This is a genomic window from Halomonas sp. 25-S5, from assembly GCF_029889845.1.
Lineage (GTDB): Bacteria > Pseudomonadota > Gammaproteobacteria > Pseudomonadales > Halomonadaceae > Halomonas.
In genome coordinates this window covers 132,472-157,689 of sequence record NZ_JARANV010000005.1, presented here as the reverse complement: position 1 = coordinate 157,689, position 25,218 = coordinate 132,472, and the positions used below count along the sequence as shown (strand labels likewise).

Here is a 25,218-nt window from a genome sequence, read left to right as displayed (position 1 = left end):
TCGCAAGCCTACGGAAGTTCGACGGCCTGGATGGCCTCATGGGGTGGGGAGACATAGGGGGCAAAGATACGGCGCTCGCCCGCGTCGGCGACCCCGATCTCGCCGTTGGTCAGGTAGCAGCCGGGATCCTCTTCCCAGGGGTCGCCGCTGACCTTCCAGGCCCGCACCCGGGTGTTGCCGTTGCAGATCGGCAGGTAGCGGCACTCGCCGCAGCGCCCCTTCACCGGCCGCGGTCTCTGGCGCAAACCCAGCATCAAGGGGTCCCGGGTGTCGCGCCAGATCGCGGAGAAGGGCCGCTCCCGGACGCTGCCCAGGTCGTGGTCCCACCAGAAGGTGTCGGGGTGGACGTGGCCCAGGTTGTCGATGTTGGCGATATGCTCGCCGGAGGCGTTGCCGCCCCAGTTGATCAACCGCCGTTCCAGGGCCTCGGCCTGCTCGGGGAAGTGCTCGCGGGCCCACATCAGCAGGAAGGGGCCGTCGGCGTCGTTGTTGCCGGTGACGTACTCCCGCTCCACCCCGCGCTCGAGCTCCTCGCGGCAGTGGTCGAACAGCCGGGTCATGGCGTCGCGGGTCATCTGGTGCCAGGCGTCCTGCTTGCTGTGGCGTCGGCCGCGGCCGCCGTAGTTGAGGTGCGAGAGGTAGAACTTGTCGACGTCGTGTTCGTCGATCAGCGCCAGGATGTCGCCGAGCTGCTCGTAATTCTCGCGGGTCAGGGTGAAGCGCAGGCCGACCTTGATGCCGCGCGCCTTGCACAGCTTCACCGCGTGCATCGACTCGCGGAACGCCCCCTGGCGCTGGCGGATGACGTCGTGGGTGGCCTCCAGGCCGTCGATGCTGATGCCCACGTAGTCGTAGCCGACCTCGGCGATCCGATCGATGTTCGCCTCGGTGATCAGGGTGCCGTTGGTGGAGAGCCCGGTGTAGATACCCAGCTCACGTGCGCGGTGCGAGAGCTCGAAGATGTCGGGGCGCATCAGCGGCTCGCCGCCGGAGAGGATCAGCGCCGGCACCCGGAAGGCGTGCAGGTCGTCGAGCACGGCGTGGGCCTCGGCGGTGGAGAGCTCGCCGGCGAAGTCGATGTCGGCCGAGGTGGTATAGCAGTGCTTGCAGGTCAGGTTGCAGCGGCGGATCAGGTTCCAGATCACCACCGGACCGGGCGGCTTGCGAGCGGAAGGGATGGGGCCCGGCTCGAGCAGCGACTTGATATAGCGGGTGACGCGGAACATGGCGTTCTCCTGCTGGGTATTGCTGGGCTGAGGAATACAGGCGGACGCGACTCAGCCCCGCCGTTCGGTGTCCGTCGAGGCGGCGTCCGGCCGGGCACCGGCCAGGCGCAGCCCGGTCTTCTTGAGGATGCGCGAGCTGTAGAGGATGCGATGGTCACGGCACGCCTCGCCCAGGTGCTCGCGCAGCACCGCGGCCTGGCGCTCGACCTCATCGACGCTGTGGCCGTGGAGCATGGCGAACAGGTTGTAGGGCCAGTGGGGCAGGTGCCGCGGGCGGCGATAGCAGTGGCTGACGCCCTCGATGGCGGCCACTTCGCGGCCCAGGCGGGCGATCTGGGCGTCGTCCACGTCCCACACCGTCATGCCGTTGGCCACGTAGCCGAGCCGATAGTGGTTGGGCACCGCGGCGACCCGGCGGATCACCCCGCTCGCCTGCATCGCCTGCATGCGCTCGAGCACCGCCTCGCCGCTCATGCCCACCTCGCGACCCACCGCGCCCCAGGGATCGGGCACCAGCGGCAAGCCGGCCTGGGTGGCCAGCACGATGGCGCGGTCGGCGGCGTCGAGCCCCTGGACCCCACGGTCAAGGGCCTCATGATTCTTCTCGTCGCCTGTCGGGGCCGAGCTAGACGGGCAGATGGAGACGGACATGGAACTCCTCCTCCTTGGGCATGTTGAAGACGGGCAGGCCGGTGGCCGCCTCGATGCCGGCGATGGTCTCGGCGATGCGCTCGGGGGTCTCGGTAGCCAGCACGAACCACATGTTGAGTTCGTGCTCGCGGCGGTAGTTGTGGGCCACCTCGGGGAAGGCGTTCACCACCTCGCTGACGCGATCAAAGTCGGGCTCGGGCACCGCCAGCGCCGCCAGAGTCAGGCCACCGCCCAGCCGCTCGGCGTGGTACATGGGGCCAAAGCGGCTCAGCACGCCGCCATCGCGCAGACGCGAAAGGCGCCCGAGCAGGTCGTCCTCGGCGATACCCAGCGCCTCGGCCACCGCCGCATAGGGGCGCGCCACCAGCGGCAGGCCGTCCTGCAGGCGGTTGATCAGGTGACGGTCGGTAGCGTCCAGGTCGTCGAGGGTCATGCTGCGCCCTCCCGCACGTAGCGGCCACCGCACTGACGATAGGCGTGGGTACTGAACAGCACCCGGTGCTGCAGGTCATCCAGGCCCAAACGCTCGACGATGGCCGCGAGCTCCGCCAGCACCCGCTCGCGACGGGTGCCATGGATCATGCAGAAGAGATTGTAGGGCCAGTCGGGCAGGCGCCGTGGCCGTCGGTAGCAGAGTGTGACCGCGGTCTCCCGGGCAAGCCGGCGCCCGACCAGGGCGACCCCCTCGTCCGGTACGTCCCACACCACCATGGCATTGGCCTGGATCCCCAGGCGGCGATGACGCACCACCAGGCCCAGACGCTTGATCAGCCCCTCGGCCTGCCAGCGGCGCACACAGGCCATCACCTCCTCCTCGGCCATGCCTGCCTGCTCGGCCAGGGCCTGCCAGGGCCGCGGGGTGAGCGGCAGCCCCTGCTCCAGCAGGGCGCGCAGGCGGCGGTGGGCATCCGGCTCGCCGGGCGCGCGGGCGGTATCGAGGGACAGCGGGGTCACGGTGCTCATATGCGCTCCAGTTCGGCCCAGGGAATGGGGAAGGAGAGGTCGATATGGAAGCCCTCCAGCATCGGCAGGCGCAGGAGCGGCACACCCAGACGCGCCTCCAGGGCCCCCAGCCGCGCCTCGAGCTCGGGCGCGTCCGGCGCGGTCATCACGAACCAGAGGTTGTAGCCGTGTTCACGGGCCTGATCTTCACGAGCATAGTTGTGGTTGACGCCGGGGGCGGCGTTGATGAGCTCTGCGAAGGCATCGCGTTCGGCCTCGGGCACGGCCACGGCGGCGAGCAGACTGGCACCGGCTCGAGAATGGTCGAAGACCGGCCCCACGCGGCTGAGCACGCCCAGCGACTGCAGCCGCTCCAGCCGCGCGATCACCTCGGCCTCGGAAGTGCCCAGGCGTTCGGCCACGGTGTGGAAAGGGCGGGTGCGGACCGGCAGGCCACGCTGGTAGCTGTCGATAAGGCGACGGTCCAGCGCATCGAGGTCTTGGGCTTGAAAATACGGGGCTCGGCAATGCATCGGCACAGCTCACTTGCGGCGGGTGGCGGCGGGCTTGCGCCCGCCGCCGGTTCCCGATCAGTAGATGTCTTTCTGGGTGTTGAGCACGTTGAACTTGCCGGTCGGGGTGACCAGGCGCTCATCCTTGATCACATGCTTCAGCTCTCGGGTCTCGTCGTCGACGACCACGATCGCGGAGGTGTCTTCCATGGTGTTCCACACCGAGAACCACACCTCGTCGCCGGCCTGGTTGTACTCGGGTTGGACCACGCGCTTGGGACCTTCGCCCACATCGGCCCACTCGGCGATCGGCAGCACTTCGAAGCCGGCCTCCAGGTCGTTGATGTCGAAGACTGCCACGCTCTGGCTGATCGCTTCGGTGGGGTTGAGCGCGGTGTCGACGTAGAGGTTCTCGGACGCCGGATGGGTCTTGATGAACAGCGAGCCACCGCCCTGACCCTCCAGGGTGCGCACTACTTTCCAAGCATTGTCGGCATGCCCTTCCGGGTCGGTGCCGATCAGCGAGATGGTGTTGTCACCGAGGTGGCTCGTCGCCCACACCGGACCGAACTCGGGATCGACGAAGTTGGCGCCACGGCCCGGGTGCGGGATCTTGCCCACATCGATGATCTTCTCGAGTTCACGCTCCTTGGCATCGATGACCACGATCTGGTTGGACTCGTTGGCCGCGGTCAGGAAGTAGCGGCCCGAGGCATCCCAGCCACCGTCGTGCAGGAAGCGGGAGGTGTCGATCTCGACGGTGGAGAGGGCATTGAGGTTCTCGTAGTTGACCAGCTGGACCTTGCCGGTCTCCTTGATGTTGACGATGAACTCGGGGTGCTGGTGGGAGCCGACGATGGCCGCCACCCGGGGTTCGGGATGGTATACCTGCTCGTCCACCGTCATCCCGCGGGTGCTGACGATCTTCAACGGCTCCAGGGTCTGGCCGTCCATGATCACGTACTGGGGCGGCCAGTAGGCACCGGCGATCGCATACTGGTCTTCATAACCCTTGTACTTGGAGGTCTCGACGGAGCGCGCCTCCATGCCGATCTTGAGCGTCGCCACGATGCTCGGCTCTTCCATCCACAGGTCGATCATGTCGATCTTGGCGTCGCGGCCGATGACGAAGATATAGCGACCGGAGGCGGACATGCGCGAGATGTGTACCGCATAGCCGGTGTCGAGGACCTTGACGATCTCCTTGGTGCCACCGTCGATCAGGGCCACCTGGCCGGCGTCACGCAGGGTAACCGAGAACAGGTTCTCGAGGTTAAGATCGTTCATCTGCTCGGTGGGGCGGTCCTCCGGCGCGACCGCCACCTCCCAGGTCTCCATCATCTTGGGCATGCCGAACTCCGGCGGCACCGGCGGCTCGTGCATGACGTACTTGGCCATCAGCTCGACCTCATCCTCGGTCAGATCGCCTGAGGTGCCCCAGTTGGGCATGCCGGCGGCGGAGCCGTAGGTGATGAACGCCTTGAGGTACTCCAGGCCGCGTTCCTGGGTGATGTCGGGGGTCAGCGGCTTGCCTGTCGCCCCCTTGCGCAGCACGCCATGGCAGCCGGCGCAGCGCTGAAAGTAGATCTGCTTGGCCTTCTGGAACTCGGCGTCGGTGAGATCCGGGGCACCGGGAGAACGCACCACCTTGGCGGCCTGCGGATCGACGGTCGAAGGCGAGCCCTGATAGGCCCCCTGGGATTCGTCGACACCCTTGTGGCCATCCTGTGCCTGAGCCGCGCCGATGCCCAGCGCGACGGTGGTCACCGCCACTGCCAGGGGCTTGAGATACCAGTCTTTCTTCATCATCGTTCCACCTCTGTCATGATCCTTGAGTGCGCTGTCGCCAGGACATGGGCGAGTCGTTGTTGTCGTTCGCCGGATGGCCACCCTGCGTTGCACGGCCGATGACCTTCCTCGACGAAGAGTGGCCCAATAACGCGTATAATTCATGCATCTTTAACGGGTCTCGCGCCGCTTTCCCCGACAAGATTGACCTGTGTCAAAGGGGCTCAGGCCTACCTCCAAAGAGACATTGCGAGTCTGGAGGGATCATGTTTCATGGGCCCTGCAGGACGACGCTTTGACCCCCGTCAAGGCATACCCGGCCGCCAGCAGTGACACTGCCACCAGCCACGACACCGGACCCCGCCGCGCCCCGAGGAGATGCCATGTCCCTGCCCGCCCCCCGCCATTTGCTGCTGGCGCTCTGCTGGCTGCCGGTGGCCGCCCTGGCCGACGGCTCGCTCTCCGCCGAGCGCGAGCAGGCGCTCGAGACACTGCTCTACCAGGACTGCGGCTCCTGCCACGGCATGACCCTGCGCGGCGGCCTGGGCCCGGCGCTACCCGAGTCACGCATGAACGCCTACAGTCGCGACGGCCTGGTCGCGCTGATCCTCAACGGCGTTGCCGGCACCGCCATGCCCGGCTGGGCCGGCCTGTTGACCGAGGAGGAGGCCCGTTGGCTCGCCGACCACCTGCAGAACGACAACCCCCTGGATGAGTGAGCAATCTCGATGACCCCACAAGGAAGGAGAATGGCCGTGCGTCCCCTAGCCCTTCGCAAGCCCCTCGCCGCCGTCGCGCTGCTCGCCCTGCTGGCCGGCTGCCAGGTCACCCCCAACGCGGAACTGCGCGGTACCGGCGACCTCGGCGTGGTGGTGGAGCGCGCCACCGGTAGCCTGGCGGTGGTGGATACCAGCCACCACCGGATTCTCGAGCGGGTGGAGGGGCTGGGTGACCTTTCCCACGCCTCGGTGAAGTTCTCCCGCGATGCCCGCTACGCCTTCGTCTTCGGCCGCGACGGCGGGTTGAGCCGCGTCGACCTGCTCACCGGCGAGATCACCCACCGGGTGATGCAGTCCGGCAACAGCATCGGCGGCGCTATCTCCCAGGACGGTTCGCTGGTGGCGGTGGCCAACTATGAACCAGGCGGGGTGCGCATCTTCGACAGCGCGACCCTCGCGCCGGTGGCCGACATTCCGGCGACTTACCGGGACGAGAACGGCCAGACGCAACGCTCCAAGGTGGTGGGCCTGGTCGACGCCCCCGGCAACCGCTTCGTCTACAGCCTGTTCGATGCCGGCGAGATCCAGCTGGTCGACATGAGCGGGGGCGCGCCCGAGGTGACCCGCTTCACCGCCATCGGTGAGCAACCCTACGATGCCCTGATCAGCCCCGAAGGGCGCTACTACATCGCCGGGCTGTTCGGAGAGGACGGCCTGGCGCTGCTCGACCTGTGGCACCCGGAGCAGGGCGTGAAACGCATCCTGCCGAACTACGGCCGCGGCGAGGAACGCCTGCCGGTCTACAAGATGCCCCATCTGGAGGGCTGGGCGATGGCCGATGACGCGGCCTGGCTACCGGCGGTGGGCCGCCACGAGGTGCTGGTCGCCGACGCCGATGACTGGTCGCTACTCGACCGTATCCCGGTCCATGGCCAGCCGATCTTCGTGATGAGTCGGCCCGACGAGCGCCAGGTGTGGGTCAACTTCGCCCATCCCGACAACGACGTGGTGCAGGTGATCGACACCGAGCGCCGCGAGATCGTCGCCACCCTGGAACCGGGCGAGGCAGTGCTGCACATGGAGTTCACCCCGCGGGGCGAGCAGGTATGGATCTCGGCCCGCGACAGCGACCGGGTAGTGGTCTACGACACCCGCACCCTGGAGGAGGTCGCCCGGCTGCCGGCCGAGTCGCCCAGCGGCATCTTCTTTACCGACCGGGCCCATCGCATCGGGTTGTGAGCAGGGCTATCGCAGTGACAGTAAGCATCCCCCGGCAAAGCCGGGGGGTTACCTTATTTATTCCTGATTACGCATAAGGCTCAGCCATCTTCAGGAACCGGTATGGCATCGGCGGCGTTCTCGCTGCTACCGAGAGAAAGCGCGGGATCATGGCCTTGAGGTCATAGCGCCGATTGAAGCGATACTCGAATTCGGCCAGGTAGCGCGGGGCATGCTGCCCGCGGATGGCATGGTACGTGCCGGTGATCGCGGTCTTGACGTTGCCCAGCACCGTGTTGACCCAGTTGAACTCGGGGTTCGCCACACTGGCATGCCCACCGCCGGTGATATGGCGCTCATATCCGAGGCCGTCGCTGATGACCTGGCTGCCAGGCACAATGGCCTGTTAGGCATAGCGACGCATCTCGTCAAGGGTAAAGCCGCTCACACGGCGCAGCTGAACCCGCTGCGGATGGCCTTCCTCATCGGTTTGCACGGCGGCGACAAACGGGAACTTGTGCTCAGCGCCGCGCCCGCGCTTTCCGGGCCGCTCACCGCCCAGGTAGGCGTCATCGATCTCAATGCGCCCGGAGAGCCTCTCGCCCTGGTTGCGCTCGTGCATGACCTGCAGCAGCTTGTGCTTGAGCTTCCAGGCGGTGTTGTAGGCGACGCCGAGCTCCCGGGACAGCTGGCCGGGCATGGATTCCAGGCTTCGATAAGCCGCAAGGGGAACTGCTGGGACAATGCCGTCATGAAGCGCTTCTTCGGCTCACTGAAAAGCGAGTGGCTGGCGGGCCAGCGGTATATGAGCCGACAGGCAGCACGGCGGGACGTGATCGACTACATCGAGATGGAGTACAACAGCTGCCGGCTCCACTCTACCTTGGGGTACCAGACGCCGAGGGAGATTGAATTGGCAGCTGCGGCTTGAAAATGTGTCCGCTCTGACTTGACCAGAACATCTGCCTCGGAACCAATGTGCGTTCACGTCTTGGCTGGGGCCACAGTTCGGTACCCCAGTAGCAGGTTGCCCAGGTACAAGGCGATGACTGCCCCCTGAGCTGCCAGCGCCTCGGCGATGGGAAACAGGCCAAGCCAGAGCTGCAGCCCCTCCCGGTCTGGGAACCAGCTGACCGGTGTCGCCGGCAACAGCGCGGCCGTCTGCAGGCCGCGAACGCCCACACCGACCAGCATCACCGAGAGCAGTGCCAGCAGTACGCCGGTAATGCGAAAGAACGGCTTGAGAGGCAGCCTGAGGCCCAGCCCGAATACCAGCCAGCCGACAAATAGCGCCACTGCACCGCCCAGGGCAAGGCCGGTGAACACGCTCCCCGAAGGCGCATCGACCAGCAGGGCCTCGTAGAACAGCACGGTTTCGAAGCCCTCGCGGAAGACGACGAAGAACGCCAACACGAAGATGCTGGTAACCGAAAGACCGCTCTGGCGCAGTGTGCTGCGCAGCCGCTCGAGGTGACCGCCCCGGGCGCGCGAAAGCAGAGTCTGCGTGACCCAGATCAACACCGCCGCGGCAATCAGCGCAGTGACGCCCTCGAGCAGTTCGCGCTGCAGGGTGGAGATGGTGATGAGCTGGCGGGCGGCGAACCATAGGGCGAAGCTACCGGCGACCGCCAGTGCCACACCGGCAATCACCGGACGGCGCCAGGCGCGCGAGGGCACACCCTCGGCGCGCAGCGCGCCCATCAGGGCGGCCAGGATCAGTACCGCCTCGAGCCCTTCGCGGAGAATGATGCCGCTCGATTGTACCAGCGCGCCCAAGGCGGAAAGCGGGGTCTCGATGCGCTTGCGAGCGTCACCGAGCCCTGCCTCGATGGCCGCCACCTGGTCGGCCAGGGCGTCGACGGGCCCTTCGCTGGCAATGATCTGACCTAGGCCAGGCAGCGCCGCGCTGCCCTCCCAGAAATGTGCCTCCAGACGCAAGGCCTGACCCGGGGCACGTGGTATCAGGCGCTGCTCGATGTCCGGGTCGAACCAGGAGTAGGCCTCGAGGCGCTTCATCTCCGCTTCCTCCCAGTCGCCCGAGCGGGCCATGAGCAGCATTTCATCGAGTACTGCCGGCAGCGTTTCGATGGCCAGCTCATAGCCGCCCTGAGCGGTTTCGGCGCCGAATGTCCGGTCGATGAGTGTGAGTGCCTCGTTGGTCAGCCCCCGGATCCGTTCGGGGTCGCCCTTGGCAGCCATATGGGTGCCCATCTCACTCAGAATGTCGGCCAGCCGTTCGGCAGCGTCAGGGGCGGCCTCGGCCAAGGTCGGGCGCAGGTCGCCGAAGATCATGGCCGCGCGACCACGAAACAGCAGAGCCTCGTGGTACTCCATGGGAATCGAAATTTCTCCATTGCGCACGCCGTCCTGGTATTCGATCCACACCAGGTCGAGAAAGCGGCGCAGCAGCCGTGCGCGACGCAGGCGTTCGGCGTCGGACAGCGAGACCGGCGCATAGTTGGCCAATGCCGCCCGTAACGGCTCGATCGCTGCCGCCGAGCGTGCTTCGCGAGCGGCGGCGAGATCGGCCTCAAGCCGTTGCGTCGCTTCGACGCCCAGCTTGTCTTCGAGGCTTTCGCGTAGAATCGTCATCAGGCCCTCGGCACGGCCCAGCTCACCGGCCAGCTGGATCCGGTGGTTGGCCTTGGCGTCTTCGGCGGCACGGGCCAGTGAAAGGCGCAGCTCGGCGGCGTGGATGCCCAGCAGCTCACGGCGCACGATGGGCAGTGCCTCGCTCGCCTCGAGGCGGCCGGCGAGCAGCTCGGCCATGGCCAGTTCGGCGGCGGTATCGCCGGAGGCACGGGCGTATTCGCGAATGTTTAGCCACTCGGTCGCGGTATCGGCGTCACCCTGCTCCAGGGCGCGGAAGGCGTGGCGCTGGGCACCATTCAGCAGGCGTGTCCACAGCAGTTCCCGTGCCCGGGCGGCCTCCTCGGCATCACCGCACCGGGCAGCCGTGTCGAGTGCCTCGAGCGCCGTCGTGACCGGCTCGGCAGTGTCCTGGTAAGCCGCCTCGGGACCGGCGTCCCAGGTGGCATGGAGGCGTGCCAGCCGCGCGTCGATGGCTGCGTCTCGCTCGGCGGAGGGGGCGCGGTAGAGCAGCCGTCCGAGGCGTGCAGCGTCGCTGCGCATTGTCTCTGCCGACAGCCAGGGAACATCGGCACTCGCCAGGCCGCTGGATAGCCACATCAGGATGGTGACGAAGAGTGTCAGGGTGGAACGGGAGGCGAGTGGCATCGTGGAAGCTCTCGTCATGGGCGGGAAATCTCGGCCGAGAAATCGGCCAGCTCGAACGGCGGTACCGGCATTTCGACGCGCAGGTTGTTGAACAGCAGCTCGGGCAGTGCGACGGTGTACCAGAGGTGTGCTTCGATCGCGTAGGGGCCGGTGTCGCCCTCGGGAAGGGGGATGTCGTAGCCGACCACGTCCTCGCCTCGCGGCGGAATGGTCTTGCGCTCCCAGTCGATGGCGGCCGTGCGGAAGGTGAGATGGTCGAGGATGGGCTGGCCGTCGCGGTTGCGGAATACCTCCATCCAGCGCACCGCGGCTGCGTCCACGTTGCCCGTGTCGGCGTCGTAGGCGCCGGAGTGGTACACGACCCGGCCCTCGGTGTTGCGCAGTTGGACCTCGAGCCACATGTGCTTCTGATCAAGCACACCGGTAGGCAGATTGTGCCCGGCGCCGAGGTTCTGCACGGCGATATCGACGTGCAAGGCGCCGTCATCCCGGCGCGCGTTTCGCAATTCGAGGCCGGCAGCGGCGCGCAGCAGCGCACGCGTGGCTTCGCCCTGCTCTTCGATCAGTTCGAGTTGGCGCTCCTGGCTCATGCCGGGCAGGAAACCGCCGCGCAGGAATGCCAGATTGGAGCCCAGCGAGGTATCGAACAGCAGATAGTTGGCGCCGACGAAGCGGTGTGTATAGCGCTCGGGCTTGGCGATATGGCCGTTGCGCAACTGCTGTACGTAGCTAGCGGGATCGGGCGCCATGTGGCAGTCCTGGCAGGTAACGTTGTTCTTCTCGTACCAGCTGCCCTGCCACTCCTGGAAAGTCGCCTGAGCGTAGTGTGATTCGCTCGATTGCGACATCGAGGCATCGAGGATCTCGGTGTGGCAGCTGCCGCAGAACTCGGGGGTCTTGATCAGTGCGTTGGTGCGCTCGGCGCCGAAGGCGTGGGCGTGATCCCGTGGAGCGGCGACCAATAGCGGCCCGGACAACTGGTCGAGGCTGCTCTCGAGGGTCAGCGTCAGCGCGCCGTTGCCCTGCTCGGGATCGGCATGCACGGCGGTGTGGCAGGCGATGCAGTTGACCCCCTCCGCCGCGGCATCCGATGGCATGACCGAGGCGAAGCGATTGGTGCGGCCGGTCAGCAACTCGGCGGGGGAGTGGCAGCCCTCGCAGAAGCGCCCCTGTTCGACGCCGTGGCGCAACAGGTCTTCGTTGGCCTCGACGGTTTTCTCGTAGACGTTGTCGAGTCCGGCGTAGGCATGTAGCGACGGCAGCCATTCGTCAAATTCCTGCTGGTGACAGGTGGCGCACTCCGCCGATGAAGAGATCGCTTCGGGGTCGGCGAACCGGCCGGAGGCCGTCTGCATGCGCGATGGCCAGAAGGGGCGGGGGTCGCCCGCCGCGTCGGGGCCGAACGGCAACTGGTAGTAGGGTACGTCCTCGAGCGCCACCCCGGGTTCATCTGGGGCGGATAGCGTGAGCGAAAGGCCGGCGATCACGATGCCGGACAGTATGAGGCTCAACACGATGGGGCGGGCATGGTAGCGAAATTGAGACTTGAAGGGCATGACGACGTGTCCTGTCTATGGCTGGCCCTGAGGGCGGTGTTCGCCGATCGGCAAGGCGGATTGCTGCCAGTGACGGAGGTTCAGGTGGAATGCCAGTCCCATCCCGGCGGCGATGGAGAGCCATAGGTGAAGAAAGGTCAGTAGATGCGTCGTCTCGAAACGCCAGAACCAGATGTGGCCCAGCAGGTAGAGCGCCGCCGGGAGTGCCATCAGCAGCCCGGTGGCGATGACGAGAAGGTAGTTGCCCAGTAACAGCCAGCCGAGCAGGGTGAAACGTCGGCGTTGGCTGCGTACCGGTCCGCTGCGGACGTGGCTCACCAGCCAGGGCGTGAGCGCCAGAGTGAAAAGGACGCCACCCAGCAGGTGCAGGATGAGTATCGGCTTGCCGGCATGCCAGTGGCTGGCCGCGAAGAACTCGAGGTACAGGCCGCTGCACAGCAGCAGCGTAAACGTCGCGGTAAGCGTGGCCGAGTAGACGCTGCCCCCTCGATGGGGCATGGTTTTGCGATGGCTCGACTCGACTAGCGGTGTCGTGAGCGAATGCCTGTTCATGTCGTTCCTCATGGCGAGACCCGATGGCACGCCATCACTCGGGAGCGGAGTCCAGGGCGATGGCGGAGTGCCAGGCGGCCAGCGATGATCAGCCGCGGATGGTCACGTCATTCTTGGCCGCCGCTTGCAGCACCATGGCGACGATGCGGTCGGCGATGTCCTGGGCGTCGTTGCCCAGGGCATCGGCTTCCTCGGCGGTGAAGCGCTCACCAGCCCGTTCGCGCTGGTAGGTCTCTTCCACCAGGCCGAGCAGCTCTTCGAAGCCATGACGAATCGAGGTGTCGAGGGCGGCGTCGCTCTCGGCGACTACCGGAGAGATGGCCTCGAAGTACATCTTCCGGCAGCCGCCCATGATGCCCTGGACGTCCACCAGGCGGCTCTGGGCGACGAAGGCGCCGATCTCGCCATCGATGAACTGAGACTCCTTCCACTCTCCGAAATAGTCGCCCACGGTGGGCGTCATGGTAACGACGGCGGTGAAGGCGTCGTCGCGATTCGGCACCCAGGCCGACATGTCCTTCTCCAGCTCTTGGGACCAGTGGACGATGGCTTGGGTAGCGCCGAGAGCGAGGTTGGCGTCGAAGAGAACCTCGCCGCGGGTGATCGTGCCGTTGCCGTCGAGATCGGCTTCCAGCATCACGTGTTCGGGGTCGGTTCCCCAGAACATGGGCTCGGTGATGCCATGGAAGAGGTTGCCCGGGCGCTCGAGTACGCTTCCGTCGGGTAAAGTCAGGTCGTATTCGGCCACTTCCTCGTCGGCCGAGCCAGGATTGCCCGCATCGAGGATCAGGTCGTACTTGGCGGTCTCGGGAATGCCGGCGACGATCCCCTCGATGGTTTCGTACTCATTGGAGGTATCCAGCCAGACCGCTCGGATCTCCTGAACCGTTGCGGCCAGCGTCTTGCCCTCGGCCTGCCAGGCGGCGGCATAGTCGCCGTCATGGGCCGCGATCACATCGGCATAGGTCTCCACCGCGTCGAGGAGCTCGCTGGCCTGGTCGATCAGCTGGGCATTGTGGGTCAGAGTGAACTGCTTGACTTCCTCGAGCCCCCGTTGCTCATCGCCGGTAGCAGCGAGCGCTGGCGAGGCGAGAAGGCCGGCGGTGACGGCAGTGACGGCAGTGACGGCAGTGACGGCAGTGACCAGAAGCGTGCGGGCATGATGATGAAGCATGGACCTCTCCTCGTTCTTCGGTTCGGCAGCGCTCGAACATTGGGCGAAGCAGCAGGAGCGCCACGGGGCATTTGCCATTCTCCTTCACTTCCCCTTCTTGAACAAGAAGGATTTTTATTTGTATTCACAATTTTTTGATCTAGTGCAAGTTTTCGAGCCCCCACACGGCTGGCCCAGGTTATAACCGCACCATGGCATCACGCGCGGCAAGACCTTTGCTTGCCCGAGGCCGACAGGAGCCTTTTTAACGGAACATGTTCAGCGTGCCCTGCCAGCGGGCTTGCGAGTGTAGACTCTCAGCGGCACCTCGGCGTAGCCGCCGGCAGGATAGCGGGCGCGCACCGCGGGATGGCCGGGCAGCAGGGCGATATCGACCGTGGCATCGAGCAGCGCCACCATGAAGTCCCTGAGTTCCATGCGCGCCAGGGGCGCCCCGGGGCAGATGTGGATGCCGGCGCCGTAGAGCAGGTTATCCCCGGGGTCACGATCCAGGCGCACTTCGTCGGGGTTGCCGAACACCGCCTCGTCGCGGTTGGCCGAGCCCCACAGGAGCGTCAGGCGCTCGCCGGCCTCGAGGCGACGGCCGCCGATCTCTACCGGGCAGGTGGTGATGCGCCGGTTGGACATCAGCGGGGCGTCGAGGCGCAGGATCTCGTCGATGGCCGCCGGCAGCAGGTCATGGTCGGCGCGCAAGCGAGCCTGCAGTTCGGGGTTGGCCGCCAGGTAGCGCATCAGGATGCCGATGCTCGCCGAGATGGTGCCGAGCTCGCCTACCGTCCAGTTGCGCAGAATGCTGACGATCTCCTCGTCGCTGAGTGCGCGCCCTGCCACCGTCTCGTTCATGATCCGCGTGGTCACGTCGTCCGGGGCGCCGTCGCCGGCCTCGCGGCGGCTTTCCAGCAGCTCGCGGATCACCCCGTCGAACTCGAGCGCCAGCTCGCCCAGCGCCTCGCGGTCGCCCGCCAGGGTGGCGGCCTGCTGGCGCTTCACCCAGGCACGCAGCGGCTCGTGCAGGCTGGTCGGCCAGCCCATGAAGGCGCACTGGATCTCCAGGGCGAAACCCTGACCCATCTCGGTGATCGCCTCCACCTCGCCGTCGGCGGGCAGGCGGTCCACCACGCGCTGGGCGATGGCCTGGCACTGCGGGGCAAAATCGGCCATGGCGTCGGGGCCGAAGTAGGGCTCGATGAGGCGGCGAAAGCGGGTATGCTCGGGCGGATCCATGGCGTTGGGTACCGACAGGTGACGGCTCGCCGCGTTGCTGAAGGTCTCATGATCCTCGAGCACGCGCCTCACGTCCGCATGGCGGAAGAGCGACCACTGCAGGTAGTCGCTGAAGGCCACCGGGCAGCGGCGGCGCATCTCGTCGTAGGCGACTATTTGGTCATTAAGCACGCTCTCGGCGCGTGGGTCCCAGTCCTGTGCTTGTCTATCGCTCATGCCGTCTCCTGAATAAGGGGATTCATGGCTGCCTAGGAGAGCAGAAGCCGCCGAAAGTCGCATTGACCCAAGTCAGTGGCTTCTGCAGGCGGCTCAAGAAAATTCGGGCCAGCCGATCAGGGGGAACGCCTCCTGCCGGTGACGCAGTTCCGGCTGATGCAGCTCGGCGATGCGCCGCGCAAGCTCGGCACCGCGAGGCAACAGGTGCACCTCGATACGTCGACGGTCGCCGCGGCTCGCGCGGCGTTCCACGAGGCCTAGGGTCGACCCGCATCACAGTGCCGTGGTGCTTGGTATGGAGCCGCTCGGCCAGCTCACCTATCGATGCCCATTCGCGCCCATCGAATCCGATCAGGTGCAGCAGGAGCCTGCAGCCTGGTCTACCACGGCCTGCAGGCGTTGTGTGAGCGCGGCGATGAGGCCGACCTTAGCGGCCGGATCGGCCGCGAGCTGCTCGCCAGCCTGCTGCCCGAGGATGCCCGCTGCTACTTTGTGGGCCCACAGGGCTTCATGACCGCCATTGACCGGGCACTCGCCGACCTAGGCGTGCCCGGCGAGCGTCGCCACTACGAGCACTTCGGCCCCTCGCGCCCCCTCGACGCGGCCTGAGACCCGCCCCACACCTACCACACCCACGACGCCCCGGCATGGCCGGGGCGTCGTCGTGCTGTCTGGGTGCTGGAAATGGGTCTTAGCTGCCGCGCGCCAGCAGCATTGCCTTGATATGGCCGATGGCGCGCATCGGGTTGAGCCCCTTGGGACACACCCAGGTGCAGTTGGCGATCTGCCGGCAGCGGAACACGCTGAAGGGGTCGTCGAGCTCGGCCAGCCGCTCGTCGGTGGCGGTATCGCGGCTGTCGATCAGGAAACGGTAGGCCTGTATGAGGCCGGCCGGGCCGATGTACTTGTCCGGGTTCCACCACCAGGAGGGGCAGGCCGAGCTGCAGCAGGCGCACAGGATGCATTCGTAGAGGCCATCGAGCTTCTCGCGATCCGCCGGGCTCTGGCGTCGCTCCGTGGCAGTGGGTGGCTCGTCGTTGATCAGCCAGGGGCGGATCTTCTCGAACTGGCGGAAGAACAGCGTCTGGTCGACGACCAGGTCGCGGATCACCGGCATGCCGGGAAGCGGACGCAGGGTCAGGGTATCGCCGCGTCCCAGCACCTCCACCACCGGCGTGATGCAGGCCAGGCCGTTCTTGCCGTTGATGTTCATGCCATCGGAGCCACACACCCCCTCGCGGCAGGAACGCCGATAGGCCAGGGTGGCATCGCGCTGCTTCAGGTGCTCAAGCACGTCGAGCACCATCGCCTTGCGGAAGCGCTCCTCGACCTCCAGCGTCTCGAGGCGTGGCCGGTCATCCTCATCGGGGTGGTAGCGATAAAGCTCTACCTTGATCATCACGCCCCCCCGCTTGGCCTCGACTCGACCCTAAGAGTGATACTGCATGCATCTTTCAGACTAGTCCTGATGCCGCTTCCGTCAAGGTCCCGTCATCCCCGGCCGCCACTAGCGGGATCATTTTCCGACGGGCTCTCCGCCCCACGGGTCCAGCCCCAGTCGTCGAACAGCACGTAGAGCGGCGGAATTATCAACAGCACCAGCACGGTAATGGTCAGCAGCCCGAACACGACCGACACCACGAGCGGCTTGATGGCGTCCGCCTGGGTGCTGGTCTCCAGCAGCAAGGGCAACAGGCCAGCAATGGTGGTGGCCGAGGTGATCAGGATGGCGCGGAAGCGGTCACGGCTGGCCTGACCGGCGGCCTTTGCGGCCGCCATTCCCGATACGCGGTTCTCCTTGATGAACTGAACCAGCAGGATGGCGTCGTTGACCGCAATACCGGCGAGGCCGGCGGCGCCGATAAGCGAGGGCATCGACAGGTAGTAGCCCATGACCACATGCCCCCAGATGGCGCCGATGAAGGTCAGCGGGATCGCCAGCATGACGATCACCGGCTCCACATAGCTGCGGAACTGGAACGACAGGATCACGAAGATACCCACCAGGCCGATCAGCAGGGCACGGCCGATGGAACTTCCTGTCTCGGCGGAGCTGGCCACCTGCCCCTCGAAGGTAACCGCCACCTCGGGATGGCGCGCCTCGAAGTCGGTCAGCCAGCCGCTGTCGATCAGGTCGTCGACGATGGCCTGGCCACTGGCCTGGCGGGCGTCCACATTGGCCTCCACCGTGACCGTGCGCCGCCCGTCGATGCGGGTGATACGCGCCCATTCGCGGCGCTCGGCCACTTCTGTCACCACCGAGAGCGGCACCCGGCTGCCATCGGGAAGCAAGAGCGTCTGGTCTGCCAGGTCATCGAGACCATCGCGGTCGGTCTCGATCTGACGCACCAGTACCTCGACCTCCTGCTCGCCGATGCGCTGGGTATCGGCGATCTGGCCGAGCAGGGCAGCGCGCAGCTGGCTGGCCACCTCCTCGGCGGTCAATCCAAGGCCATGGGCGCCCGAGGCCAGGGAGTAGGCGCGCTGAGGCTTGCCCAGGCGCTGGTCATCCATGACGTTGTAGACCGCCGAGTAGCCCACGAGCTGCTCGGACAGCTCCCGTGCCGCCGCCTTCATGGCCTCGAGGTTCTCACCGGTCAGGCGCACCGCTATCGGCACCCCGGCGGGGCCGAAACCCGGCTCCTGGATGATCAGGCGCTGCACCCCGGCGATATCGCCAATCGCCTCTCGCCACTCGGCGGTCAACGCATCCAGGGTCAGGGTGCGCCGCTCGGCGGTGAGCAGGTCGATGCTGACCGTGGCCACATGGGGACCCGCCTCGCCGGCACTGAGGTTGTGATTGAACCGCACCTGGATTGCCTCGACCAGCGCCGCGCCCTCCGGCTGCCCGGGCGAATGGCGTTCATCGAGCTCGCGCATCGCCGTCTCGATGCGCTCGGCCACCGCCTCGGTGCGCTCGAGTGGTGTGCCCTGGGGCATCAGGATGCGCGCCTCGAGCACATCGCCGTCGATGTCGGGCATCGCCTCGCTGCCGACATGGCCACCGGCCATGAAACCGACGGAGGCCAGCATCACGGCCAGCACCGCCCCCAGCACCAGATGGCGGAAGCGGATCGCCCGATCGGCCAGCTGCCCCACGCCTTCACGGAAGCGCTCGAAGCCACGGTCGAAAGTGGTTCGAAAACGGGACTCATGGCCCTGCTGCAGGTGTTTCACGCTGCCCTTGAGACTGCCCTTGAGATGGTGAGGCAGGATCCAGAACGCCTCGACAAGGCTCGCCGCCAGCGCGGCGATCAGCACCACCGGCAGCACCTCCAGCACCGCCCCCAGCTCGCCGGCCAGGAAGGAGAGCGGCACGAACACCGCGGCAGTGGTCAGGAACGACGACAGCACTCCGGGCAGTACCTGTCGAGTCCCCTCCACCACCGCCTCCAGTGGTGTGGCACTCTCACCGGCATGGGCGGCGATGTTGTCGGTGATCACGATGGCGTCGTCCATGACGATACCGATGGCCATCAGCAGCGCCACCAGGGTGATCATGTTCAGCGAGAGGCCGGCAAGCCCCATGACCAGGAAGGCCCCCATGAAGGCCGCGGGCAGCCCAAGCACCGCCCACAGCGCCAGACGCGGGCGGAAGAACAGGCTCATCACCAGCACCACCAGTGCCAGCCCCATGACACCGTTGCCCACCAGCATCTGCAGGCGATCGCGCACGATGCGGGTCATGTCCTGGGTCAGGGTCAGCGTGATGCCATCATCGAAGCGGCGGCGCTCTTCCTCGATCAGCCCCTCGAGGCGCTCCTTCACCGTCAGGGAGTCGTCGCGCAGGCTCTTGCTCACCTCCAGCACCAGCGCCGGTTCGCCGTTGAAACGAAGCTTCTCCTCGTCGCGTTCACCGGCCTCGCTCAGGCGGGCAATGTCACCCAGGGTCAGCTCGCCGCCGGCCGGGTCGGAGATCACCACCAGGCGCGACAGCTCCTCCAGCGAGCGGCGCTGGTCGGTGAAGCGCAGCAGGAGTTCGCGCTCGGGGGTCTCCAGAGTGCCCAGCGGCAGGTCCAGGCTCTGAGCCGAGATCCGCCGAGCCAGCTCGCGGGCCGAGAGGCCATGCTGGCCGAGCACCTCGCCGGGCACCTCCACCTGCCACTGACGCTGGGACATGCCGTGGATCGCCACGTCCGCCACGCCGGGCAGCGCCATGATGCGCTCTTCCAGGCGCAGGGCGTACTCCTCGAGCTGGCCGGCGGGCATGTCGGCCGACACCGCGACCGCCGCCACCGCGTCGCTGCGGTGCAGCTCGCGCACCACCGGTGGGTCGGCACGCGTCGGCAGCTCGCTGATGGCGGAGACCTCGGTGTCGATCTCGCCGAGAAAGCGCAGGGGATCCCCTCCGGCCTGCATGGTGGCGGTGGCGCTGGCCAGGTTGTCCTGGGCCACGCAGACGAACTCGTCGAGGAACTCCACCCCCTTCACCGCCTCATGCAGGCGGCGGCAGACGGCATCCTCCACGTCCGCGGCGCTGGCCCCGCGGTAGACCACCTCGACACCCACTTCCACCGGACGGTAGTCAGGGAAGGTCTCGCGCTTGAGCGACGGGGCGGTGAAGAGGCCGGCGGCGAGCAGCAGTACCAGCAGCAGGTTGGCGGCGGTGGGGTGGGCGGCGAACCAGCGGATCATGGCCGGGCTTCCTCATGTCCCTGGCCCAGCGCCTGCTCGGCGACTCGCGCCTCCAGGGCCTCGTCGCGACGCGGGTCGAGGGCCATCCCGGCGATCGCCGCGGGCAGATCATCGACCACCAACCGCTCGCCGGGCTCGAGACCGTCCGCGACCACCGCCAGGTTGCCCTGCTCGAAGGCCACGCTCACCGCGCGCCGCTCGAGGCGATCCTCGCTATCCACCAGCCACACCTCGCCCTGATGCACCGCACTGGCCGGTATCACCAGGCGAGGCTCGGGGCTGGGCGCGGACAGCCGCGTGCGCACGTACATGTCGCGCTGTAGCGGCGGGCGATCCGGCGGCCGCGCATCGCGATAGGGATGCTCGACCCGCACCACCGCACGCACGGTACGGGTGGCGGGATCCAGGCCGCTGGCCACGCGCACCAGCGTCCCCGTCCAGCCGACGCCCTCGGCGCCGGCCAGGAAGAGTTCGGTCTGCACCGCCGGGAAGTCCAGCCGCTCCGCCAGGTCCAGCCCCTCGGCCAGGACCGGTGCCGCATCGCTGGCCCCCGCCGGCATGGCCGCGGCCAGCAGGCGGCGCATCATGGCGATGGGGATATGGGCCTCCACCTCGGCGGCGGCCAGGCTCTCGGCTTGGAACAGCCGCTGCCCGGTGCCGACAAACTGGTGCAGCTCCACCTCGACATCGGCCAGGCGCAGGTCGTAGGGCGCCTCGAAACGCGTATCGGCGAGGTCCTCCCGGGCCTGGGCCAGGCGCACCGCGGCCCGCTCGCGCTGCGCCTCGAGTACGTCGCGCCGCGCGGGCAGCAGTGCCAGGCTGTTCTCCAGCGAGGCGACCGCCTGACGCTGACCCAGGGTGCTGCGGCGCTGCTCGTCGCGTCGTGAGCTGGAGACCGAACCGCTGGCCGCCAGGCGCTCGATGCGTGTCAGCTCCTGCTCGGCCAGGGCGAGTGCCTGCTGCTCCAGCCCCAGCAGGCGACGGGTGTTCTCCTCTTCGGCCTCGAGCTGTGCCAGCTCGCCGGCCAGGCTGGCGAGCTCCGCCTCGGCCTCGGCGATGGCCAGTTCATAGCGGCTGGGATCCAGGGCCACCAGCAGGGTGCCCTCGGGCAGCAGGGTGCCGCTCTCCAGTTCCGGGTGGCGTTCGACGACGCGCCCCGCCACATTGGCCGTCGCCTGCCAGGTCTCGGCGGGGCGCGCCACACCGTGGCCGCGCGCCTCCAGGCGCAGTTCCAGGGGGCGGACTTCGACGAACCTGACCGGAGTGGCGGAGGCCGCCGCCTCCTGGCGCTCGGGGGCCTGCCGGTTGGCCACGAAGACCACCAGCAGCGCCACGCCCACGGCGACGCCGATCAGCACCGCCAGGCCCCGCCCCAGTCGCCGAGTCCAGGGTCTCATGCGCCACCTCCCGCATCCGCCCGGATGCCGTGTCGGTAGAGCTCGAAGGCCGCCGGCGCCCGGTCGACGATGCCCGCCACGTCGTCGGCGATCAGCGACTGCAGCACCAGCCCCTGGACGCAGCCGATGAATTGGGTCGCCGCCGTATCCAGGTCGAGCCCGGCTCGCAGCTGCCCCCGACGCCCGGCCTCCTCGAGCAGGCCAAGCAGGCGTCGCCGATAGCGCTCCATCAGCTCGCGCACCAGGCGGCTGGCGGCGGTGGGCCGGGGGTGCTGCAGCTGGCCCATCAGCAGCCGCGGCACCCCCGGGTGCTCGGCGATGAAGGCCACATGGGCCAGGAACATCGCCTCAAGCGCTTCCAGGGGGGCCTCGCTGCCCTCGGCAGCGGCGGCGACCCGCGCCATCACCCGCTCGGCGATCCAGGCCACCGATGCTTCCCAGATGGCCTCCTTGCTGGCGAAGTGGCGAAACAGCGCCCCCTGGGTGACGCCCATGCGGCGGGCGATGCGCCCGGTGGTCAGGGTAGCGGGCTCCTCACGGCCGCAGAGCTCGATGACGGCCTCCACGGTGCGCTCCCGGCGCTCGTCGGCGGGGAGATGCTGACGCTGCGACATGCTCGAGCCTCTAAAGATAGTAATTGGTTACTATCTTAGGCGCGGAGCCGCCTTTCCGCCAGGCGTGATTGTCACACCTCTGATCACGATCAAGTTAGCCGAGAAAGCGACTGAAAATCCGGACAACAAGAAACCGGATGGCAATATAACTCATTGAAAATAAATGAATAGATTGAAAAAAGAGACTAACGTCAAGGGAAGCCCGTTCGGAGATCCGCCATGTCCCAATCGCAATCGCCACACTACGGCCCCGCCACCCTGGCCATACATGGCCAGCAGCAACGCGATGCCTTCGGCAGCCCCCACATGCCGATCTACGACACCACCACCTTCGCCTTCCCGGATACCGCCGCCCTGCTGGAGGTGACCGAAGGACGTCGGCGAGGCCCTCTCTACTCCCGCTATGGCCACAACCCCACGCTATTTGCCCTGGAAGAGACGCTGGCCGCGCTGGAGGGCGCCGAGGCGGCATGGGCCTTCTCGTCCGGCATGGCCGCCATCAGCACCCTGCTCCTGAGCCACGGCCGGCGCGGTATCGCCTGCCTGGGCGAGGTCTATGGCGGCACCCTGGGCCTGCTCGAGCAGCAGCTTCCCGAACTGGGCATCGAGACACATTTCATGCTCGAGGGGTACGACCCCGACGCCCTGGAACGGCTGCTGGCGTCGGGCATCGGGCTGATCTATCTGGAGACACCGACCAACCCGACGCTGCGCCTGATCGACATCTCAGCGGTGGCCGACCAGGCCCATCGCCACGGCGCCCTGGTGGCGGTGGACGGCACCTTCGCCACGCCGATCAACCAGCAGCCACTGGCGCTGGGCGCCGACCTGGTGGTGCATAGCGCCACCAAGTACCTGGGGGGTCATAGTGACCTCACCGCCGGCGCCGTGATGGGGTCGGCCGAGTTGCTCGCCCCGCTGTGGCGCTGGCGGCAGAACCTGGGCAGCGTGCTCTCTCCTCAGGTGGCGTCACTGCTTTCGCGCAGCCTGCGCACCCTGCCGCTGCGCATGCAGCGCCACAACGCGTCGGCCCAGACCCTCGCCGAGACGCTGCGCGAACACACCGCCATCGAGCGAGTTCTCTACCCCGGCCTGGACTCACACCCCGGTCATGCCCTGGCGCAGCGCCAGATGCGTGGCTTCGGCGGCATGCTCACCCTGGAGATTGCCGGCGGGCGCGATGCCGCCACAGGCGTCGCCGACCGACTGGAGCTCTTCACCCTGGCCCCGAGCCTCGGTGGCGCCGAAAGTCTGGTCACCCAGCCCTGCACCACCTCCCATGCAGAACTCTCCGCCGAGGCGAGGCAACGGCGCGGCATCACCGACAGCATGCTGCGCCTCTCGGTCGGCCTGGAGGATGTCGAGGACCTGCTGGAGGATCTGCAACGCGCCCTGGCCCCACTGGAGGCGAGCCGACCCTGACACTGCTCGGATGACCGACCCTGGCGTGACTACTTGAGCCCCAGCCGCCTGGCCAGCACACCAGTCTGCGTCTGGGCCAGAGTGAGCAGGCCGACTTCTGCTCGCTCTGCGATGCCAGAGCCGACTACGCCTCCTTATGACCCGCGTCAAAAGGCCAGGCGGGATAGTCGACTAGCATGGTCGGGATTCCCACGACAGGAGGCTCACCATGGAGCTCGTCTGCCCCGCCGGCAACCTGCCTGCCCTTAAGCGCGCCGTGGATGAAGGGGCCGATGCCGTCTACTTCGGCTTTCAGAACACCACCAACGCCCGCCAGTTCGCCGGCCTCAACTTCACCGACAAGCGCGCCAGGGAGGGCATCGACTACGCCCACGCCCGCGGCAAGCGGGTCTTCTGCGCCATCAACACCTACCCGCAGCCGGATGGCTGGGACCAGTGGACCCGCGCCGTGGACCAGGCCGCCGACCTCGGCGTCGATGCCCTGATCATGGCCGACATGGGGCTGCTCGACTACGCCGCCCGCCGCCACCCCGACCTCGCCCGCCATCTCTCGGTACAGGGCTCGGCCACCAGCCACGAGGCGCTGCGCTTCTATCACGACCAGTTCGGCATCAAGCGCGCCGTGCTGCCCCGGGTGCTCTCCATCACCCAGGTGCGCGACCTGGCCAAGCAGAGCCCCGTGGAGCTGGAGGTATTCGCCTTCGGCAGCCTGTGCATCATGGCCGAGGGGCGCTGCTACCTGTCGTCGTATCTCACCGGTGAATCGCCCAACACCCGCGGCGTCTGCTCGCCGGCGGCCCATGTGCGCTGGGAGGAGACCCCGGAGGGCCTGGAGTCACGCTTGAACGGTGTGCTAATCGACCGCTACGGCGAGGGCGAGAACGCCGGCTACCCCACCCTTTGCAAGGGGCGCTTCGAGGTGGGCGGCGAGACCTACCACGCCATCGAGGAGCCCACCAGCCTGAACACCCTGGAGCTGCTGCCGGAGCTCAAGGAACTGGGCATCGCGGCCGTCAAGATCGAGGGTCGCCAGCGCAGCCCGGCCTATGTATCAAAGGTCGCCGGCATCTGGCGCCAGGCCCTGGATCGCCTGGAGCGCGCCCCGGGCCGCTTCCATACCGAACCCGCCTGGATGACCGGCCTCGGCGAGGTCTCCGAAGGCAGCACCACCACCCTGGGCGCCTACGAGCGCCGCTGGAAATAGGAGAGAGCCCATGTCCGCTACCCCCACCCTCCAGCTGTCGCTCGGCCCGGTGCTCTTCTACTGGACCCGCGAGCACTACGCCGACTTCTATCGCGAGGCCGCCGACTGGCCGGTGGAGATCGTCCACCTGGGCGAGTCGGTCTGCTCTCGGCGCCGCGACATGAAGCTCGACGACTGGCTTGGCATCGGCCGCGAACTTGCCCAGAGCGGCAAGCAGGTGGTGCTCTCGAGCCAGACCCTGATCGAGTCTGAGGCCGACCTGCGCGACCTGCGCAAGCTGTGCGACAACGGCGAGTTCCTGGTCGAGGCCAATGACCAGAGCGCCCTGCAACGCCTTTCGGCGGCGGGCCAGCCCTTCGTGGCCGGTGCCGCGCTGAACCTCTACAACCCGGCCACCCTTGCCGTGCTCTCCCGCGCCGGCATGCAGCGCTGGCAGGCGCCGGTGGAGATGTCCCGGGACGACCTCGCCCGCCTGCTGGAGGACTGCAGCGAGCAGGGGATCGAGGCCCCCTGCGAGGTGTTTGCCTACGGCCACCTGCCGCTGGCCTGGTCATCGCGCTGCTTCACCGCGCGGCGCTACCAGAAACCCAAGGACCGCTGCCAGTTCGTCTGCCAGAAACATCCGGAGGGCCTGGCCCTGCGCTCCCAGGAGTCCCAGCAGGTATTCACCCTGAACGGCATCCAGACCCTCTCGGGGGCCTGCCAGGACCTGCGCCACGAGGTGCCGGACATGGCCGGGATGGGCGTCGGCGTGGCACGCCTGAGCCCGCGCCCCGAGGGCATGGCGGAGGTGGTCACGGCCTTCGATACCGCCCGCCGCGGCGAGCTGCCCACGCCGGACCCGCTCTCTCTGGTCGACGCCGAGATCTGCGACGGCTACTGGCACGGCCGCCCCGGCATGGATCACAGCCGAGCCGCCAGCCTGGGGTGA

General features: G+C 67.4%; 22 protein-coding genes and 2 pseudogenes. 8 read left to right on the top strand and 16 right to left on the bottom strand.

The annotated features are described in order from the left end of the window. Nucleotides 1-8 precede the first annotated feature (8 nt). The 6 genes from nirJ to OP498_RS06060 are packed head-to-tail and all read right to left on the bottom strand — an operon-like array spanning nucleotide 9 to nucleotide 5,140. Complete coding sequence (nirJ, locus tag OP498_RS06085; RefSeq protein ID WP_280552951.1) at nucleotides 9-1,226, bottom strand: heme d1 biosynthesis radical SAM protein NirJ; 1,218 nt, start codon at nucleotides 1,224-1,226, stop codon at nucleotides 9-11. Nucleotides 1,227-1,277: 51 nt separating this feature from the next. Then, nucleotides 1,278-1,877: an Lrp/AsnC family transcriptional regulator gene (locus OP498_RS06080; RefSeq protein ID WP_280552950.1), complete on the bottom strand. Its 600-nt coding sequence runs from the start codon at nucleotides 1,875-1,877 to the stop codon at nucleotides 1,278-1,280. Then, nucleotides 1,852-2,310 carry an AsnC family transcriptional regulator gene (locus tag OP498_RS06075; RefSeq protein ID WP_280546941.1) on the bottom strand — a complete coding sequence of 153 codons (459 nt, stop codon included), beginning with the start codon at nucleotides 2,308-2,310 and terminating at the stop codon, nucleotides 1,852-1,854. Before OP498_RS06075 ends, OP498_RS06080 begins: the two co-directional genes overlap by 26 nt. Further along, nucleotides 2,307-2,840: an AsnC family protein gene (locus OP498_RS06070; protein ID WP_280546940.1), complete on the bottom strand. Its 534-nt coding sequence runs from the start codon at nucleotides 2,838-2,840 to the stop codon at nucleotides 2,307-2,309. The genes OP498_RS06075 and OP498_RS06070 overlap by 4 nt, the downstream gene beginning before the upstream one ends. Next, nucleotides 2,837-3,352 carry an Lrp/AsnC family transcriptional regulator gene (locus OP498_RS06065; RefSeq protein WP_280546939.1) on the bottom strand — a complete coding sequence of 172 codons (516 nt, stop codon included), beginning with the start codon at nucleotides 3,350-3,352 and terminating at the stop codon, nucleotides 2,837-2,839. Before OP498_RS06065 ends, OP498_RS06070 begins: the two co-directional genes overlap by 4 nt. A 57-nt stretch (nucleotides 3,353-3,409) precedes the next feature. Next, nucleotides 3,410-5,140 carry a nitrite reductase gene (locus OP498_RS06060; protein WP_280546938.1) on the bottom strand — a complete coding sequence of 577 codons (1,731 nt, stop codon included), beginning with the start codon at nucleotides 5,138-5,140 and terminating at the stop codon, nucleotides 3,410-3,412. Nucleotides 5,141-5,502: 362 nt separating this feature from the next. On the opposite strand from OP498_RS06060, the gene OP498_RS06055 reads away from it, so the two are divergent. Both OP498_RS06055 and OP498_RS06050 read left to right on the top strand, forming a co-directional pair. Beyond that, nucleotides 5,503-5,838: a cytochrome c gene (locus OP498_RS06055; protein WP_280546937.1), complete on the top strand. Its 336-nt coding sequence runs from the start codon at nucleotides 5,503-5,505 to the stop codon at nucleotides 5,836-5,838. 30 nt (nucleotides 5,839-5,868) lie between these two features. Further along, on the top strand, nucleotides 5,869-7,077 hold the full coding sequence (locus OP498_RS06050) for a cytochrome D1 domain-containing protein (protein ID WP_280552949.1): 1,209 nt from the start codon (nucleotides 5,869-5,871) through the stop codon (nucleotides 7,075-7,077). Between the two features lie 67 nt (nucleotides 7,078-7,144). On the opposite strand, the pseudogene OP498_RS06045 reads toward OP498_RS06050, so the two are convergent. Further along, a pseudogene (locus OP498_RS06045) lies at nucleotides 7,145-7,747 on the bottom strand (IS1595 family transposase); the annotation flags it as partial. Between OP498_RS06045 and OP498_RS06040 the strand changes: the two are divergent. After that, nucleotides 7,745-7,987 (top strand): annotated as a pseudogene (locus tag OP498_RS06040) (integrase core domain-containing protein); the annotation flags it as partial. The pseudogenes OP498_RS06045 and OP498_RS06040 sit on opposite strands and share 3 nt — an antisense overlap. Before the next feature lie 53 nt (nucleotides 7,988-8,040). Here OP498_RS06040 and OP498_RS06035 read toward each other — a convergent pair. From OP498_RS06035 to OP498_RS06015, 5 genes are all read right to left on the bottom strand, one after another. After that, nucleotides 8,041-10,293: an FTR1 family iron permease gene (locus OP498_RS06035; RefSeq protein ID WP_280552948.1), complete on the bottom strand. Its 2,253-nt coding sequence runs from the start codon at nucleotides 10,291-10,293 to the stop codon at nucleotides 8,041-8,043. A gap of 14 nt (nucleotides 10,294-10,307) precedes the next feature. Beyond that, nucleotides 10,308-11,849 (bottom strand): multiheme c-type cytochrome, encoded by a 1,542-nt coding sequence (locus tag OP498_RS06030; RefSeq protein ID WP_280552947.1) that lies wholly within the window; start codon nucleotides 11,847-11,849, stop codon nucleotides 10,308-10,310. A 15-nt stretch (nucleotides 11,850-11,864) separates the two neighbouring features. Further along, entirely contained in the window at nucleotides 11,865-12,347 is a 483-nt protein-coding gene (locus OP498_RS06025; protein WP_280552946.1) for a hypothetical protein, read from the bottom strand. 142 nt (nucleotides 12,348-12,489) lie between these two features. Continuing rightward, nucleotides 12,490-13,575, bottom strand: a complete 1,086-nt coding sequence (locus OP498_RS06020) for an imelysin family protein (RefSeq protein WP_280552945.1) — start codon at nucleotides 13,573-13,575, stop codon at nucleotides 12,490-12,492. Between the two features lie 258 nt (nucleotides 13,576-13,833). Continuing rightward, complete coding sequence (locus OP498_RS06015; RefSeq protein ID WP_280552944.1) at nucleotides 13,834-15,015, bottom strand: cytochrome P450; 1,182 nt, start codon at nucleotides 15,013-15,015, stop codon at nucleotides 13,834-13,836. A gap of 138 nt (nucleotides 15,016-15,153) precedes the next feature. Between OP498_RS06015 and OP498_RS06010 the strand changes: the two genes are divergently transcribed. Both OP498_RS06010 and OP498_RS06005 read left to right on the top strand, forming a co-directional pair. Beyond that, nucleotides 15,154-15,276 carry a hypothetical protein gene (locus OP498_RS06010; RefSeq protein WP_280546933.1) on the top strand — a complete coding sequence of 41 codons (123 nt, stop codon included), beginning with the start codon at nucleotides 15,154-15,156 and terminating at the stop codon, nucleotides 15,274-15,276. Nucleotides 15,277-15,339: 63 nt separating this feature from the next. Then, on the top strand, nucleotides 15,340-15,624 hold the full coding sequence (locus OP498_RS06005; RefSeq protein WP_280546932.1) for a hypothetical protein: 285 nt from the start codon (nucleotides 15,340-15,342) through the stop codon (nucleotides 15,622-15,624). Between the two features lie 82 nt (nucleotides 15,625-15,706). Here OP498_RS06005 and OP498_RS06000 read toward each other — a convergent pair whose 3' ends face one another. The 4 genes from OP498_RS06000 to OP498_RS05985 form a co-directional block, all read right to left on the bottom strand. Next, on the bottom strand, nucleotides 15,707-16,411 hold the full coding sequence (locus OP498_RS06000; RefSeq protein WP_280552962.1) for a succinate dehydrogenase iron-sulfur subunit: 705 nt from the start codon (nucleotides 16,409-16,411) through the stop codon (nucleotides 15,707-15,709). A gap of 95 nt (nucleotides 16,412-16,506) precedes the next feature. Beyond that, nucleotides 16,507-19,650, bottom strand: a complete 3,144-nt coding sequence (locus OP498_RS05995; protein WP_280552943.1) for an efflux RND transporter permease subunit — start codon at nucleotides 19,648-19,650, stop codon at nucleotides 16,507-16,509. After that, complete coding sequence (locus OP498_RS05990; RefSeq protein WP_280552942.1) at nucleotides 19,647-21,047, bottom strand: efflux transporter periplasmic adaptor subunit; 1,401 nt, start codon at nucleotides 21,045-21,047, stop codon at nucleotides 19,647-19,649. Before OP498_RS05990 ends, OP498_RS05995 begins: the two co-directional genes overlap by 4 nt. Continuing rightward, entirely contained in the window at nucleotides 21,044-21,661 is a 618-nt protein-coding gene (locus OP498_RS05985) for a TetR/AcrR family transcriptional regulator (RefSeq protein ID WP_280552941.1), read from the bottom strand. The genes OP498_RS05990 and OP498_RS05985 overlap by 4 nt, the downstream gene beginning before the upstream one ends. 219 nt (nucleotides 21,662-21,880) lie before the next feature. Here OP498_RS05985 and OP498_RS05980 point away from each other — a divergent pair, with 219 nt between their 5' ends. The 3 genes from OP498_RS05980 to OP498_RS05970 all read left to right on the top strand — a co-directional run bounded on the left by OP498_RS05980 (nucleotide 21,881) and on the right by OP498_RS05970 (nucleotide 25,218). Further along, nucleotides 21,881-23,083 carry an aminotransferase class I/II-fold pyridoxal phosphate-dependent enzyme gene (locus tag OP498_RS05980; protein ID WP_280552940.1) on the top strand — a complete coding sequence of 401 codons (1,203 nt, stop codon included), beginning with the start codon at nucleotides 21,881-21,883 and terminating at the stop codon, nucleotides 23,081-23,083. Between the two features lie 208 nt (nucleotides 23,084-23,291). Further along, on the top strand, nucleotides 23,292-24,287 hold the full coding sequence (locus OP498_RS05975) for a peptidase U32 family protein (RefSeq protein WP_280552939.1): 996 nt from the start codon (nucleotides 23,292-23,294) through the stop codon (nucleotides 24,285-24,287). Between the two features lie 10 nt (nucleotides 24,288-24,297). Next, complete coding sequence (locus OP498_RS05970) at nucleotides 24,298-25,218, top strand: U32 family peptidase (protein WP_280552938.1); 921 nt, start codon at nucleotides 24,298-24,300, stop codon at nucleotides 25,216-25,218.

What these genes read in the sequence shown, in the direction of transcription:
- nirJ (WP_280552951.1), bottom strand. Translation starts at nt 1,226, where the DNA reads ATGTTCCGCGTCACCCGCTATATCAAGTCGCTGCTCGAGCCGGGCCCC.
- OP498_RS06005 (WP_280546932.1), top strand. Translation starts at nt 15,340, where the DNA reads ATGCCCATTCGCGCCCATCGAATCCGATCAGGTGCAGCAGGAGCCTGC.
- OP498_RS06020 (WP_280552945.1), bottom strand. Translation starts at nt 13,575, where the DNA reads ATGCTTCATCATCATGCCCGCACGCTTCTGGTCACTGCCGTCACTGCC.
- OP498_RS05980 (WP_280552940.1), top strand. Translation starts at nt 21,881, where the DNA reads ATGTCCCAATCGCAATCGCCACACTACGGCCCCGCCACCCTGGCCATA.
- OP498_RS05995 (WP_280552943.1), bottom strand. Translation starts at nt 19,650, where the DNA reads ATGATCCGCTGGTTCGCCGCCCACCCCACCGCCGCCAACCTGCTGCTG.
- OP498_RS06075 (WP_280546941.1), bottom strand. Translation starts at nt 2,310, where the DNA reads ATGACCCTCGACGACCTGGACGCTACCGACCGTCACCTGATCAACCGC.
- OP498_RS06080 (WP_280552950.1), bottom strand. Translation starts at nt 1,877, where the DNA reads ATGTCCGTCTCCATCTGCCCGTCTAGCTCGGCCCCGACAGGCGACGAG.
- OP498_RS06035 (WP_280552948.1), bottom strand. Translation starts at nt 10,293, where the DNA reads ATGCCACTCGCCTCCCGTTCCACCCTGACACTCTTCGTCACCATCCTG.
- OP498_RS06015 (WP_280552944.1), bottom strand. Translation starts at nt 15,015, where the DNA reads ATGAGCGATAGACAAGCACAGGACTGGGACCCACGCGCCGAGAGCGTG.
- OP498_RS06055 (WP_280546937.1), top strand. Translation starts at nt 5,503, where the DNA reads ATGTCCCTGCCCGCCCCCCGCCATTTGCTGCTGGCGCTCTGCTGGCTG.
- OP498_RS05990 (WP_280552942.1), bottom strand. Translation starts at nt 21,047, where the DNA reads ATGAGACCCTGGACTCGGCGACTGGGGCGGGGCCTGGCGGTGCTGATC.
- OP498_RS05985 (WP_280552941.1), bottom strand. Translation starts at nt 21,661, where the DNA reads ATGTCGCAGCGTCAGCATCTCCCCGCCGACGAGCGCCGGGAGCGCACC.
- OP498_RS06030 (WP_280552947.1), bottom strand. Translation starts at nt 11,849, where the DNA reads ATGCCCTTCAAGTCTCAATTTCGCTACCATGCCCGCCCCATCGTGTTG.
- OP498_RS06050 (WP_280552949.1), top strand. Translation starts at nt 5,869, where the DNA reads ATGGCCGTGCGTCCCCTAGCCCTTCGCAAGCCCCTCGCCGCCGTCGCG.
- OP498_RS06025 (WP_280552946.1), bottom strand. Translation starts at nt 12,347, where the DNA reads ATGCCCCATCGAGGGGGCAGCGTCTACTCGGCCACGCTTACCGCGACG.
- OP498_RS06060 (WP_280546938.1), bottom strand. Translation starts at nt 5,140, where the DNA reads ATGATGAAGAAAGACTGGTATCTCAAGCCCCTGGCAGTGGCGGTGACC.
- OP498_RS05970 (WP_280552938.1), top strand. Translation starts at nt 24,298, where the DNA reads ATGTCCGCTACCCCCACCCTCCAGCTGTCGCTCGGCCCGGTGCTCTTC.
- OP498_RS06065 (WP_280546939.1), bottom strand. Translation starts at nt 3,352, where the DNA reads ATGCATTGCCGAGCCCCGTATTTTCAAGCCCAAGACCTCGATGCGCTG.
- OP498_RS05975 (WP_280552939.1), top strand. Translation starts at nt 23,292, where the DNA reads ATGGAGCTCGTCTGCCCCGCCGGCAACCTGCCTGCCCTTAAGCGCGCC.
- OP498_RS06070 (WP_280546940.1), bottom strand. Translation starts at nt 2,840, where the DNA reads ATGAGCACCGTGACCCCGCTGTCCCTCGATACCGCCCGCGCGCCCGGC.